At 73.7% G+C, this 13,639-nt stretch carries 13 protein-coding genes; 9 read left to right on the plus strand and 4 right to left on the minus strand.

From position 1 onward, the window contains the following. Window positions 1-4: 4 nt before the first annotated feature. Window positions 5-1,486 carry an MFS transporter gene (locus tag AB0D48_RS10280; protein ID WP_362393166.1) on the minus strand — a complete coding sequence of 494 codons (1,482 nt, stop codon included), beginning with the start codon at window positions 1,484-1,486 and terminating at the stop codon, window positions 5-7. Window positions 1,487-1,606: 120 nt separating this feature from the next. On the opposite strand from AB0D48_RS10280, the gene AB0D48_RS10285 reads away from it, so the two are divergent. Then, window positions 1,607-2,692 carry a LysR substrate-binding domain-containing protein gene (locus AB0D48_RS10285; protein WP_362393169.1) on the plus strand — a complete coding sequence of 362 codons (1,086 nt, stop codon included), beginning with the start codon at window positions 1,607-1,609 and terminating at the stop codon, window positions 2,690-2,692. Window positions 2,693-2,821: 129 nt separating this feature from the next. Then, window positions 2,822-3,568 carry a class I SAM-dependent methyltransferase gene (locus tag AB0D48_RS10290; RefSeq protein WP_362393172.1) on the plus strand — a complete coding sequence of 249 codons (747 nt, stop codon included), beginning with the start codon at window positions 2,822-2,824 and terminating at the stop codon, window positions 3,566-3,568. Window positions 3,569-3,580: 12 nt separating this feature from the next. Here the strand turns inward: AB0D48_RS10290 and AB0D48_RS10295 are convergent, their stop codons facing one another. Next, a complete protein-coding gene (locus tag AB0D48_RS10295) occupies window positions 3,581-4,489 on the minus strand; it encodes an alpha/beta hydrolase (protein ID WP_362393175.1) in 909 nt (302 codons plus the stop codon). Window positions 4,490-4,707: 218 nt separating this feature from the next. Between AB0D48_RS10295 and tdh the strand changes: the two genes are divergently transcribed. From tdh to AB0D48_RS10310, 3 genes are all read left to right on the plus strand, one after another. Beyond that, window positions 4,708-5,736 (plus strand): L-threonine 3-dehydrogenase, encoded by a 1,029-nt coding sequence (tdh, locus tag AB0D48_RS10300; protein WP_362393178.1) that lies wholly within the window; start codon window positions 4,708-4,710, stop codon window positions 5,734-5,736. A gap of 131 nt (window positions 5,737-5,867) precedes the next feature. Further along, a complete protein-coding gene (locus AB0D48_RS10305) occupies window positions 5,868-7,076 on the plus strand; it encodes a glycine C-acetyltransferase (protein ID WP_362393181.1) in 1,209 nt (402 codons plus the stop codon). A 48-nt stretch (window positions 7,077-7,124) separates the two neighbouring features. Continuing rightward, window positions 7,125-8,039 carry a LysR substrate-binding domain-containing protein gene (locus AB0D48_RS10310; RefSeq protein ID WP_362393184.1) on the plus strand — a complete coding sequence of 305 codons (915 nt, stop codon included), beginning with the start codon at window positions 7,125-7,127 and terminating at the stop codon, window positions 8,037-8,039. Between the two features lie 72 nt (window positions 8,040-8,111). On the opposite strand, the gene AB0D48_RS10315 is transcribed toward AB0D48_RS10310, so the two are convergent. Then, window positions 8,112-8,900 carry an MBL fold metallo-hydrolase gene (locus AB0D48_RS10315; protein WP_362393187.1) on the minus strand — a complete coding sequence of 263 codons (789 nt, stop codon included), beginning with the start codon at window positions 8,898-8,900 and terminating at the stop codon, window positions 8,112-8,114. Beyond that, complete coding sequence (locus tag AB0D48_RS10320; RefSeq protein ID WP_362393190.1) at window positions 8,897-9,676, minus strand: DeoR/GlpR family DNA-binding transcription regulator; 780 nt, start codon at window positions 9,674-9,676, stop codon at window positions 8,897-8,899. Before AB0D48_RS10320 ends, AB0D48_RS10315 begins: the two co-directional genes overlap by 4 nt. Window positions 9,677-9,854: 178 nt before the next feature. Between AB0D48_RS10320 and AB0D48_RS10325 the strand changes: the two genes are divergently transcribed. From AB0D48_RS10325 to AB0D48_RS10340, 4 genes are all read left to right on the plus strand, one after another. After that, window positions 9,855-10,757: an SIS domain-containing protein gene (locus AB0D48_RS10325; protein WP_362393193.1), complete on the plus strand. Its 903-nt coding sequence runs from the start codon at window positions 9,855-9,857 to the stop codon at window positions 10,755-10,757. Beyond that, the gene (locus AB0D48_RS10330; RefSeq protein WP_362393196.1) at window positions 10,754-11,590 is read left to right on the plus strand and encodes a class II fructose-bisphosphate aldolase; all 837 of its coding nucleotides are present in this window, start codon (window positions 10,754-10,756) and stop codon (window positions 11,588-11,590) included. Before AB0D48_RS10325 ends, AB0D48_RS10330 begins: the two co-directional genes overlap by 4 nt. 23 nt (window positions 11,591-11,613) lie before the next feature. Then, a complete protein-coding gene (locus AB0D48_RS10335; RefSeq protein WP_362393199.1) occupies window positions 11,614-12,153 on the plus strand; it encodes a hypothetical protein in 540 nt (179 codons plus the stop codon). A 146-nt stretch (window positions 12,154-12,299) separates the two neighbouring features. After that, window positions 12,300-13,490: an acyl-CoA dehydrogenase family protein gene (locus AB0D48_RS10340; protein ID WP_362393202.1), complete on the plus strand. Its 1,191-nt coding sequence runs from the start codon at window positions 12,300-12,302 to the stop codon at window positions 13,488-13,490. Window positions 13,491-13,639: the final 149 nt, after the last annotated feature.

The raw sequence follows: 13,639 nt of genomic DNA on the forward strand, positions 1-13,639 counted from the left end.
ACCGTCAGCATGCGCCCTCGGCGGTGGTGCCCGCACCCGGACGCCCGGCCCGGTCCCGCCCGGCGTCCCGGTACCCCGCCACCACCGCGGCCGACGCCAGGAGCAGCACCACGGCCACCGTGCGCAGCGCGGCCCCCATCCCGTCGGTGAAGGCGGCGACCTGCGCCGGATCCGTCGGGTCCCCGTGGAACCGGGAGGCCAGCACCGTGCCGGCCACCGCCACCCCGAGGGCGGCGCCGATCTCCCGGGCCGCGGTGTTCAGCCCGGAGCCCAGCCCGGCCTGGTGCGGCGGCAGCTCGGCGACCACGGTCAGGGTCAGGGAGGGCGCGCACAGCCCGGTGCCGACGGACAGCACCAGCAGGTAGAGCGCGTACAGGGCGTACGGGGTGCCCGCGTCGGCGGTGGAGACCAGCAGCAGCCCCGCGCCGATGAGGCCGAGCCCGGCACCGACAGGCAGCCGGGGCCCGGTCCGCTCCTGGAGCCGGGCGCCGAACCGGGGCACCAGGGCCATGCCGACGGTCAGCGGGACGATGGCGAGGCCGGTCTCGGCGGGGGAGAAGCCCTTCGCGTACTGGAGGTACTGGGCGTTGACGAAGAACAGGGCGAAGAGCCCGAAGAAGCCGGTGCCGATGCCCAGCGCCCCGGCGCGCAGCTTGCGCGAGGCGAAGATCCGCGGGTCGAACAGCGGGCGGGCGGCGCGCAGGGCGTGGCCGGTGAAGGCCGCGAGGAGCCCCGCACCGGCGGCGAAGGCGGTCAGTACGCGTACCGAGGCCCACCCGTACGCGGGCCCCTCGATGATTCCGTAGACCACCGTGAGCAGCGCTCCGGCGAGCAGCGCGGCGCCGACGGGGTCGACGGCGGCGTCGGGCCGCGAGGGCGTACGGGGGACCGTACGGGCGACCGCGAGCGCGAGCAGCGCGCCGAGCGGGACGACGGCCCAGAACAGGGCCCGCCACGTCAGGTACTCCCCGGCCAGGCCGCCGCAGACATTGCCCGCCAGGCCCCCGAGGCCCGCGGCCAGTGTCCAGGTGGCCAGGGCCCGGCCGCGTTGCCCGGGCGGGCTCAGGTGGACCAGGACGGACATGGTGGCGGGCATGATCAGGGCCGCGCCGGCCCCGCACAGGCCGCGGCCGGCGATCAGTACGGCCGGGGCCTGTGCGAGGGCGCTGAGGGCCCCGCCCGCGGCGAACAGCCCGAGCCCGGCCAGCAGGGCGCCCTTGCGCCCGTACCGGTCGCCGAGGGCTCCGGCCGGGATCAGCAGCGCGGCGAAGACGATGACGTAGGCGTCGACGGCCCACAGCAGTTCGCCCGGGCTCGGACGCAGGGCGGAGGCGGCGAGCTGCGGGATGAGCAGGTTGACGGCGGCGACCATGCCCTGGGCGACCAGGACGCAGGCGCACAGGGTGAGCAGCGCGGGCCGGGTGAGGGCGGTCGGAGCGGGCGCGGGCGGCGCGGCGGGATCCCGCTTCAGGGCAGGGCGGAGCACGGCTCCTCCAGGAGTCGGTGGAAAGAGGGTGAAGAGGCGGCGAGGGGTCAAGGCCTCTGCTCCACCGTAGAGTTGGGGCGACCTGCTTTCCAGTGCAAGTTATGCAAGGGATGAATGCGCATGACGCAATCCGGAACCCGAGGCGGAACCAGTGCCGGAAGCGGGGCCGGAACCGGATCCGGTCTGGACCTGAATCTCCTCGTCGCCCTGGACGTCCTCCTGGAGGAGGCGAGCGTGTCCCGGGCCGCGGCCCGGCTGCACCTCTCCGAGCCCGCGATGAGCCGGACCCTGGGCCGGATCCGCAAGGCCCTGGGCGACCCCGTCCTGGTCCGGGCCGGGCGGACCATGGTGCCCACCCCGCACGCCCTCGCCGTCCAGGGCGAGGTCAGGGCCGTCGTGGAACGGGCCCGCGCCCTCTTCCTCACCGGCGGCCAGGTGGACCTGTCCACCCTCACCCGCACCTTCACCGTGCTGGCGAACGACGCCTTCACCGCGGTCTACGGAGCCGCCCTCCTCACCCGGGTGACCCGCGAGGCGCCGGGGGTGCGGCCGCGCTTCCTGGGGGAGAGCCACGTGGACGTCCCGGCGCTGCGCGAGGGCGTCGCCGACCTGGAACTCGGCGTCGTCGACACGCGTTCCCCCGAAGTGCGAGTCGAGCGCCTCGCCGACGAGCGGATGCTGGCCGTGGTCCGGCGCGGCCACCCACTGCTCCGCGGCCGGATCACCGCGCCCCGGTTCGCCGCCGCCGAGCACCTGACCGCCTCCCGGCGCGGCCGTCTGCAGGGGCCGGTGGACACCGCCCTGGCCGAACAGGGTCTGTCCCGCCGGGTGGTGGGCAGCGTGGGCACCTTCCCCGCCTCCCTGTTCGTGCTGTGCGAGAGCGACCTCGTCGGCCTGCTCACCACCCAGTCCGTACCGCTCGCCGCCGCGCTGGGCCTGGAAACCTTCGAGATCCCGCTCGATCTGCCCACGCTGCCCTTCGGCATGGCCTGGCACCCGCGCCACGAGGCGGACCCGGCGCACGCCTGGCTGCGTACCTGCATGCGCGAGCTGCTGCCGGGGGTCGCGGCGACGGCCCTGCCTACGGACATGCCGACCGGCATGCCGACGGACCTGCCGAGCGACAGGCCGACGGACGGGTCGGCGGAGGCGCCGGAGCCCGAGCCGCATTCCGTACGCGAAGACCCGGCCGCCCGGCGGCTGTAGGCCGACCGCATCCCTCGTCCGGGGGACGGACGGGTGTACGGCCCTTACCCCGGACGCGCCGCGGGGCACGATACGCACGCGTCCCACCCACCCCACCCACCCCACCGGCAGGCCACCGGAAGGCAGAGCATGCGGTTCCAGTACGACACCATCGGCGAGCGCTACGCGGAGTCCCGGACCACCGCCGCCTTCTCGGCGGCCGACACCTACACGCTGCACGGAGCCATCGACGCGCTCGGCGGGGTCCGCGGGCTCGACGCCCTCGACCTCGCCTGCGGGTACGGCTTCAACACCCGGCTGCTGGCCCGCGGCGGCGCCCGGCGGACCGTCGGCGTGGACATCTCGGAGGAGATCATCAGGCTGGCCCGGGAGCACGGGGCGGGGCAGGACCGGCCGGCCACCGAGAACATCGAGTACCACGTCTCCGACCCCGCCGGCCTTCCCGACCTCGGCCCCTTCGACCTCGCCACCGCCTTCTACCCCTTCCACCACACGCCCGACCGTCAGGAGCTGCACGCGGTGTTCCGGTCCGTCCGGGCGAGCCTGCGCGCCGGCGGACGCCTGCTCGCCATCGTGCCGAACGCCGGCGCGTTCCCCCGCGTGGACTGGTCGCCGTACGGGGTCCGCATCCTCGACCGGGTCCGGAGCGGCGACGCGCCCCTGCTGAAGGCGCACTTCCTGACCGACCCGCCTGTGCCCTTCGAGTTCCGCGAGTGGTCACACGCCGACCTCGCGGAAGCCGCCGTCGAGGCGGGCTTCAGCACCGTCGGCTGGCAGCCGAACCGGACCCCGCCCGCCGATCACGTACGCGACGAGGCGTACTGGACGGCGTACCGCGCCTGGCCGATCAGCTCGCTGATGACCTGCGTCGCCTAGAGGGTGCCGGTGTCACAGCTCCGCCGCCGACCGGATCAGCTCGACGATCCGGTCGCGCGCCGCCCGACCCTCCGGCAGCGGCAGCAGCGGGTAGGCGTGCGGCAGCCCCGCCTCCTCGTGGAACTCCACCTCCGCCCCGCCCGCGCGCACCCGGCGCACCAGTTCCCTGCTGTCCGTGGTCAGCACGTCCCGGGTCCCGGTGAAGACCGTCAGCGGCGCCAGCCCCTCGAAGGACCCGTGCAGCGGGCTCACCCGCGGATCGTCGGCGGCCAGGGTCCCGGCGTACAGGCGTCCGGCCTCCCGCAGCCCCGGAAGCGCCAGCATCGGATCGTCCGCCTCGATGCCCGCCTGGTCCGGATGGCTCATGCTCACGTCCAGCCACGGCGAGATCAGCACGATCCTGGAGGGCTGCGCCCCGGTGCGCTCGCGCAGCCGCTGGGCGGCGGCCAGTGCCAGCCCGGCCCCGGCGGAGTCCCCGAGGAGCACCGTCCCGCCCGTGCCGCCGCTCGCGATCAGACCGCTGAGCAGGTCGGCGGCGACCGGGACCGTCCGGTCGGCCGTCCCGCGCGGGGCCAGGATGTACGCCGGTACGACGACCCGCGCCCGCGCCCGCGTGACCAGCGTGCGGACCATCGCCCAGTGCGGGCGGACCAGCTCGTTGACGTAGGCGCCGCCGTGCACGTACAGCACCTGGGCCGCCGGCTCGGTCCCGCGCGGGGAGACGTCGTACACCGGCCAGGCCCCGACGAAGGTCCGCGAGATGTCCGCGACCCGGCCCAGCCCGCGCGGCGGCAGATGGGAAGCGGGCCGGCGGGCGGACTGGGCCACCCGGGTCCGTACCGCCTCGGCGCTCGCGAACCGTCTTCGCCGTCCCGCCGCGATCAGCGCCACCGACAACGCCCTGCTGCGCAGACTCGGCACGCCCCTCACCTCCCCTTTTCCCCCGGCCGTCGCCGGCCCGGGCCCCTGCCCCTGCCCCGTCACGTGAGGAGCATAGGCGTGAAGCTGGACTGTCGGCCCGCTTAAGAAAGTCTCGATGGACTGATCACCGCGCCGCTCGGCAGATTGGTTCCGTTCACCGACGCCGCCCGCGCCCCCGCGCTCGCGGCGCCCCCTTCCGCATGCCTGGAGCCACCCCCATGAAGGCACTCGTCAAGCACAAGGCCGAGCCCGGTCTGTGGCTCATGGACGTCCCCGAGCCCGAGTACGGCCCCGGCGACGTGCTGATCAAGGTGCTGCGCACCGGCATCTGCGGAACCGACCTGCACATCCGGTCCTGGGACGGCTGGGCGCAGGGCGCCGTCAAGACCCCGCTGGTCCTCGGTCACGAGTTCGTCGGCGAGGTCGCCGCCCTCGGCGCGGACGTCCGCGACATCGAGGTCGGCGCGCTGGTCAGCGGCGAGGGCCACCTCGTGTGCGGCAAGTGCCGCAACTGTCTGGCCGGGCGCCGCCACCTGTGCCGCAGCACGATCGGACTCGGGGTCGGCCGCGACGGCGCCTTCGCCGAGTACGTGGTCCTGCCCGCGCAGAACGTGTGGGTGCACCGGACCGCGGTGGACCTGGACGTGGCAGCGATCTTCGACCCGTTCGGCAACGCCGTGCACACCGCGCTGTCCTTCCCGCTGGTCGGCGAAGACGTACTGATCACCGGCGCCGGCCCGATCGGCATCATGGCGGCGGCCGTGGCCCGGCACGCAGGTGCCCGCAACGTGGTCATCACCGACGTCAGCCCCGAGCGGCTGGAGATCGCCCGCAAGGCGGGCGCCACGCTCGCGGTGAACGTCGCCGAGTCCTCCATCGCCGACGCGCAGGCGCAGCTCGGCCTGCGCGAGGGCTTCGACATCGGCCTGGAGATGTCCGGCCGCGTCGAGGCGATGCGCGACATGATCGACAACATGACGCACGGCGGCCGGATCGCCATGCTGGGCCTGCCCGCACAGGAGTTCCCGGTGGACTGGGCCAAGGTCGTCACCTCGATGATCACGATCAAGGGCATTTACGGCCGCGAGATGTTCGAGACCTGGTACGCGATGCAGGTGCTGCTGGAGGGCGGGCTCGACCTCAGCCCGGTCATCACCGGCCGCTACTCGCACCGCGACTTCGAGGCGGCGTTCGACGAGGCCTCGACCGCCCGCAGCGGCAAGATCATCCTGGACTGGACGGCGTAACCGCCCTCCCTTCCCACTGGACCATCTCCCTCCGGCCGGGCCCCGCACACCCTGCCCCCTCCGCGGGGTCCGGCCCTCTCCCGTCCGCCTCCGCTCCGCCGGACGGCACACCGCACAAGGAGAACCGCACCATGTTCGAGTCCGTCCGCGAGGACCTGCGCGCCACCCTCGACGAGATCCGCGCCGCCGGCCTGCACAAGCCCGAGCGCGTCATCGGCACCCCGCAGAGCGCCGCGGTCGCCGTGACCGCGGGCGGCGCCGCGGGTGAGGTCCTCAACTTCTGCGCCAACAACTACCTGGGACTGGCCGACCACCCCGAGGTCGTCGCCGCGGCGAAGGACGCGCTGGACCGCTGGGGCTACGGCATGGCCTCCGTCCGCTTCATCTGCGGCACGCAGGAGGTGCACAAGGAGCTGGAGGCACGCCTGTCGGCCTTCCTCGGCCAGGAGGACACGATCCTCTACTCCTCCTGCTTCGACGCCAACGGCGGTGTCTTCGAGACCCTCCTCGGCGCCGAGGACGCGGTCATCTCCGACGCCCTCAACCACGCCTCGATCATCGACGGAATCCGCCTCTCCAAGGCCCGCCGCTTCCGCTACGCCAACCGCGACATGGCGGAGCTGGAGACCAGGCTCAAGGAGGCCACCGAGGGCGGCGCCCGCCGCAAGCTGATCGTCACCGACGGCGTCTTCTCCATGGACGGCTACGTCGCCCCCCTCGCGGAAATCTGCGACCTGGCCGAGCGCTACGACGCCATGGTCATGGTCGACGACTCGCACGCCGTCGGCTTCGTCGGCCCCGGCGGCCGCGGCACCCCCGAACTCCACGGGGTCATGGACCGCGTCGACATCATCACCGGCACCCTCGGCAAGGCCCTGGGCGGTGCCTCCGGCGGCTACGTCGCGGCGCGCGCCGAGATCGTCGAGCTGCTGCGCCAGCGCTCGCGCCCGTACCTCTTCTCCAACTCCCTCGCCCCGGTCATCGCGGCGGCCTCCCTCAAGGTCCTCGACCTGCTGGAGTCGGCCGGCGACCTGCGCGAGCACCTCGCCGCGAACACCGCGCTCTTCCGTACGAAGATGACCGAGGCCGGATTCGAGATCCTGCCCGGCGACCACGCCATCGCCCCGGTGATGATCGGCGACGCGGCGGAGGCGGCCAGGATGGCCGAGCTGCTGCTGGAGCGCGGCGTGTACGTGATCGGCTTCTCCTACCCGGTGGTGCCGATGGGCGCGGCGCGCATCCGCGTGCAGCTCTCGGCGGCGCACTCGACGGCCGACGTGGAGCGCGCGGTGGCGGCGTTCGTGGACGCCCGTGCGGCGCTCGCGACCACCGGGGCCTGAGTGACCTCCGGGTCCTGAGAGAGCTCCGCGTCCTGAGACAATGGCGGGGTGATCGACCCCCGCCGGCTGCGCATCCTGCGGGCCGTGGCGGACCACCGTACGGTGACCGCCGCGGCCGCAGCCCTGTACCTCACCCCCTCGGCCGTCTCCCAGCAGCTCGCGGCGCTGGAACAGGAGACGGGCCACGCGCTGCTCACCCGCAGCGGCCGGGGCGTACGGCTCACGGCGGCCGGTGAGATCCTGCTCGGCCACGCCCACGAGGTGCTGGCCCAGCTGGAGCGCGCGGAGGCCGAACTCGCGGCGTACGCGGGCGGCTCGGCCGGCGAGGTCACGGTGGCCGCCTTCGCCACCGGCATCGCCGAGGTACTGGCTCCGGCCATCGCCCGGCTCGCGCTGGACCACCCGGGGATCCGGCTGCGCGTACGGGACGCGGAGGGCGACCAGAGCCTGCCGCTGCTGCTCGACGGCGAGGCCGACGTGGCCCTGGCGGTCGAGTACCGGGGCGGGCCGGGCGCGGACGACGGCCGGCTGTCGGTCCTGCCGCTGTACGCGGAGCCCTTCGACGCGGTACTGCCCTCGGGGCACCCGCTCGCCGACCTGCCCGCGGTGTCGCTGGCGGACCTGTCCGACTCGGACTGGGTGGGCCAGTACCCCGGCAATCCGTGCCATGACGTGACGCTGCTGGCGTGCGAACTGGCCGGGTTCCAGCCCCGGTTCGTCCACTCCTCCGACGACTTCCGGGCGGTGACGGCGCTGGTGGGCGCGGGGGCCGGAGTGGCCCTCGTACCGCGCTCGGCGCTGCGCGGCATGGACCTCAAGGAGGTCCAGGTCCGCCCGGTCGCCGGCCCGGCCGCCACCCGCCGGGTCTTCGCCGCCACCCGCCGCGGCGGCGAGACCCACCCGCTCATCGCCCCGGTACTGGCCGCCCTCGTCCGGGAGTCGGAGAGACTGCCGGCGCACTGACAGGCGGGGCCTGAACGGCGGAGCCGGGAGGCCGGAGCGCGCAGCGCGGACGGGGCGCCGGAGCCGGCCCGCTCAGCCGACCGGGAAGACGGCACCGGGCGCGGCGTGGTCGACGGGCCCGTCGTAGTGCGCCGAGGCGCGGGTCACCGCCTCCTGCGGGGTGAGGCCGCGGCCCACGTGGGTGACGACCAGCCGCCGGGCGCGCGCGGCCGCCGCCGTCCGCCCGGCCTCCTCGGGCGTGTGGTGGAGGTGCCCGGCCTCGTCCGGTGCCGGGTGCCGCGCGCTCTCGGCCTCGCAGAGCAGTACGTCGCACCCCTCGGCGAGTGCCGTCAGCGCGGGGCAGGGCGCCGTGTCCCCGGAGTAGACCAACGCGTGGCCGCCGGCCTCGACGCGTACGGCGAAGGCGGGCATGCCGTGGGCCACCGCCCGGCTGGTGAGCGTGAGCGCGCCCACCCGCGCCCGGTGCCCGTCGGACAGCTCGTGAACCGCGAAGGCGGACTCGACCGGACTGCGCGCCACACCGTTGGTGAGGAACCCGGCCAGCCGGTCGGCGGTGCCCGGCGGGCCGAACAGCGGCAGCGGCGCCGCACGTGCCACGTCGGCGAAGAGCAGGCCGTAGTACGCCGTGAGGAGGTCCGCGCTGTGGTCGGCGTGCAGATGCGAGATCCAGACCGCGTCCAGCTCGCCCAGCCCGACGTACCGCTGCAACGGCCCCAGCGTCCCGCTGCCGGCGTCCATCCAGACCCGGGTGCCCCCGCCGGACACCAGGTAGCCGGAACAGGGGTTGTCCGCACTCGGATACGGCGTGGCGCTGCCGAGGACCGTGAGGTGCAGGGCGTCGCCGCCCGTCGTGTCGCTCATACCCGCACGACCTCCACGCCCGCCGCCGCGAATTCCTCGGCGTCCGCCGTCGTCAGGCCGGTGTCCGTCACCAGGACGTCCACCGACGAGGTCGCGCAGATACGGGCGAAGGCGCGCACGCCGAGCTTGCTGGAGTCGGCCGCGATCACCACCCGGCGGGCCCGCTCGCACAGCAGGCGGTTCACCGAGGCCTCGTCCTCGTGCCGGGTTGCCGCGCCGTCCGCCGGATCGAAGCCGTCCACGCCGAGCACCGCCGTGTCCACCGCGAGCTGCCCGAGCACCTGCTCGGCGAGGGGGCCCGTCAGCTCGTACGACTGCGGGCGGGCCACCCCGCCGGTCAGCACGATCTTGAACTGCGGCCGGATCACCAACTCACCCGCGATGTTGAGGGCGTTGGTCACCACCGTCAGCGCGGGGGAGCCGCTGGACAGGTCCGGGCGCCCGGCCAGGGCCCGCGCCACCTCGGTGGTCGTGGTGCCGCCCGTCAGACCGATCACCTCGCCCGGGGTGACCAGGGCGGCCACGGCCTCGCTGATGCGGCGCTTCTCGGCGGCGCGGCGCGAGGTCCGGTAGCGCAGGGGCAGTTCGTAACTGACGCCGTGCAGCACCGCGCCGCCGCGCGTGCGGACCAGCAACTGCTGCTCGGCGAGCTGGTCGAGGTCGCGGCGGATGGTCGCGGCGGACACGCCGAGGGCCTCGGCGGCCGGCTCCACCTCCAGCTCGCCCCGCTCCACCAGCAGATCCAGCAACGTCTGCCAGCGCTCCTTGCGGGTCATCGGCCGCCCCCTTCGGTGTGCCCGCAGCGTGCCTGCGGTGTTCTGCCGTGTTCTCCATTGGCCTACCCGCCGACATTAACTCAGGCGATCCACCCGTAGATGCTTGAAGTTGCGCGAAACTGGCAGCTACCTTGCAGGAACACGCATTCAGACCCGCCTGCCGCACGAGGGAGCCTGCATGAGTCACGTCGCGCACGAGTTGGGCACACAGCCCGAATGCTGGGAGCGGGCCGCGGAACTGGCCCCGGCCCGGCGGGCGGCGCTGCCGCAGCCGGGGGAGCGTACCGCGATCGTCGGGTGCGGGACCTCGTACTACATGGCCCAGGCGGCCGCCGTGTTGCGCGAGGAGGCCGGCCAGGGCGAGACCGACGCCTTCCCCGCCTCGGAGTTCCCGCACCGCCGGCGCTACGACCGGGTCGTCGCCCTCACCCGGTCCGGGACCACCACCGAGGTGCTGGAGCTGCTGGCCGGACTGCGGGACGCGGGCGTGCCCACGACCGCCGTCATCGGTGATCCGGCCACCCCGGTGATGAGCCTGGCCGACGAACTCGTCGTCCTCGACTTCGCCGACGAGCGGTCCGTCGTCCAGACCCGCTTCGCGACCACCGCACTCACCCTGCTGCGCGCCCACGCCGGGCTGCACACCGCGCGCGTGGTCGCCGACGCCCGCACGGCGCTGGCCGAGCCGCTGCCCGCCGAGCTGGCGAGCCGGGGGCAGTTCACCTTCCTCGGCCGCGGCTGGAGCGTGGGCCTCGCGAACGAGGCCGCACTGAAGATGCGCGAGGCCTCCCTGTCCTGGGCAGAGTCCTACCCGGCGATGGAGTACCGGCACGGGCCGATCAGCGTCTCCGGCCCCGGCACCGTGACCTGGTCGCTCGACGAGGCCCCCGACGGGCTCGCCGAGCAGGTGCGCGGCACCGGCGCCCAGTGGGTGGCCGGGCGGCTCGACCCGCTCGCCGAGCTGGTCCGGGTGCACCGCCTGGCACTCGCCGTCGCCGCCCACCAGCAGCTGGATCCGGACACGCCGCGCCACCTCTCCCGCTCGGTGATCCTCACCACCGGAGAGGAAGCGGTCCGATGAGTCTCGTCCCCGCCGGCACGCTCGTCCGGGAGGCGGCCGGGGCGGGCCGCGCCGTCGCCGCCTTCAACATCATCACCCTGGAGCACGCCGAGGCCGTCGTCGCCGGAGCCGAGGCGGCCGGACTGCCGGTCATCCTCCAACTCAGCGAGAACGCCGTGAAGTTCCGCGGCGGGCAGCTGTTGCCCATCTCCCGGGCGGCCGCCGCCTGCGCCGAGGCGGCGGGGGTCGCGGTCGGCCTGCACCTCGACCACGTCAAGAGCCCGGAGCTGCTGCGCCAGGCCGGCGACGCGGGATTCGGCTCGGTGATGTACGACGCCGCGCACCTCCCCTACGCCGAGAACCTGGAGGCGACCCGCTCCGCGGCGGACTGGGCTCACGTCAACGGGCTCTGGATCGAGGCCGAGTTGGGCGAGGTCGGCGGCAAGAACGGCGCCGCCCCGCTGGACCCGCACGCGCCCGGCGCCCGTACCGACCCGGACGAGGCGCGCCGATTCGTCGCCGACTCCGGGGTCGACGCGCTGGCCGTCGCCATCGGCAGCAGCCACGCCATGACCAGCCGGACGGCTTCCCTGGACCACGCGCTGCTGGCCCGGCTGGCCAAGACGGTGGACGTGCCGCTCGTCCTGCACGGTTCCTCCGGGCTGCCGGACGCGGAACTCGCGGCGGCCGTCGCGGGCGGCATCCGCAAGGTCAACATCGGGACCGCACTGAACGTGGCGATGACCGAGGCCATCCGCACCCACCTCACCGAGGCGGACCCCAGGCCCTACCTGACGGCCGCCCGCACGGCGATGGCGGCGACGGCCGCGGCTATGATCAGCGCCCTGAACTGACGGGACCGGGGACCGGGGGGATCATGGGAGCGCAACGGGGCGGCACCGACCGGCGCGGACTCCTCGGACTGCTCGGCGGCTCAGCCCTGCTGCTGACCGGGGCGGCGGCCGGCGGGTACGCCCTGTGGCCCGAGGGGCCGCGGCCGGATCCGGAGCGGGTCCGCACCGACACCGAGCCACTGCGCGCCAGGTTCGCCGCCTTCGGGGAGATGGCCGACGCGCACTGGCTCGGCTACGACATCAACAAGGGCGCCTACGACGACCGCTCGATTCCGGGACCGGAGTCCCGGATCCGCGTCGTCGGCCTGGCCCGTCTGCCGCAGGGGAAGGTGACGGAGGCGGTACGCCGCCCCCGCCCGGTCCCCTTCTCCGTCGGCGGCCTGCCGGAAGTCCCGCCCCTGCTGCGGAAGTTCGTCCCGGCGGGCGCCGTCTGGCAAAGCAGCCCGGACCACGACCTGGAGATCAACACCGCGCCGTCGTCGGCCGACCACGTGGAGGGCCGCTACTTCCTCGACGCGGCGCGCGACCTGGTCTGGTTCGACGCCGTCTTCCTGTACGCCTGACGGCCCCTGTCCGGGAGTCCTCCGAGCCGGCCTTCCCCCCGTACCGAAAGCCCGGCCCGCCGACCCTTCCAGATTCTTGTAACAGGTTCTAGTCTGCCCTGCGCCACCACAGCGACCGGCTGGACCGCGAGAATCCCGGAGGGGCCGTGCACCTCGAATACACGCCCGAGCAGCAGCAGTTGCGCACCGACCTGCGCGCCTACTTCGCCCAGCTGATCCCCGAGGACGTCTACGCCCGCTACCAGGACCCGGCCGCGCAGAAGCGGTTCTACCGGGAGACCATCCGCCGGCTCGGTGCCGACGGCTGGCTCGGGGTCGGCTGGCCGAAGGAGTACGGCGGCCGCGGGATGTCCCCGATGGACCAGTTCATCTTCTTCGACGAGGCCGCGCAAGCCGTCGTACCGCTGCCCCTGATGGCCCTCAACACCGTCGGTCCCACGATCATGCAGTTCGGCACCGACGAGCAGAAGTCCTACTTCCTTCCGCGCATCCTCTCCGGCGAGATCGACTTCGCCATCGGCTACAGCGAGCCCGACGCGGGCACCGACCTCGCCGCGCTCAAGTGCAAGGCCGTACGGGAGGGTGACGAGGAGACCGGCACCTACGTCGTCAACGGGCAGAAGATATGGACCACCAACGGCGACACCGCCGACTGGGTCTGGCTCGCCGTGCGCACCGACCCGGACGCCCCCGCGCACAAGGGCATCACCATGCTCCTCGTGCCGACCTCCGACCCCGGCTACTCCTGCACCCTCATCAACACCCTGGCCTCGCACGACACCACCGCCAGCTACTACGAGGACATCCGCGTCCCCGCCACCCGCCGCGTCGGCCAGGAGAACAAGGGCTGGCGGCTGATCACCAACCAGCTCAACCACGAGCGCGTCACGCTCGCCGCCCACGGCACCATGGCCATCCGCGCCCTGCACGACGTCCAGCGCTGGGCCGCCGGGACGAAACTCGCCGACGGCCGCCGCGTGATCGACCTCTCCTGGGTCCGCGGCCGCCTCGCCCGCACCCACTCCCGCCTCGACGCGATGAAACTGCTCAACTGGCAGATGGTGAACGCCGTCCAGTCCGGCACCCTCACCCCCCAGGACGCCTCCGCGGTCAAGGTCTACGGCTCCGAGGCGCGCCGGGACGCGTACGCCTGGCTCATGGAGGTCGTCGGCGCGGCCGGCTCCCTGAAGGACGGCTCCGCCGGAGCGGTCCTGCACGGCGAGCTCGAACGCGGCTACCGCAGCGCGGTCATCTTCACCTTCGGAGGCGGCAACAACGAGATCCAGCGCGAGATCATCTCCTGGATCGGCCTCGGCATGCCCCGGGTCCGCCGCTGACCGGCTGTGACGAGGGACGATAGTTGGCACATACCAGGGATAGCTGTCACCGAATGTGTGTGAGTGGGTCGGAGTGACTCGGTCCTGCGTCAGCGGCGAGGGCGCATCACCTGGATACAGGGCAGACCCGGCTGAGTTCGAGCGGTAGT

The organism is Streptomyces sp. NPDC048269 (genome assembly GCF_040652395.1).
Classification (GTDB): Bacteria; Actinomycetota; Actinomycetes; order Streptomycetales; family Streptomycetaceae; genus Streptomyces.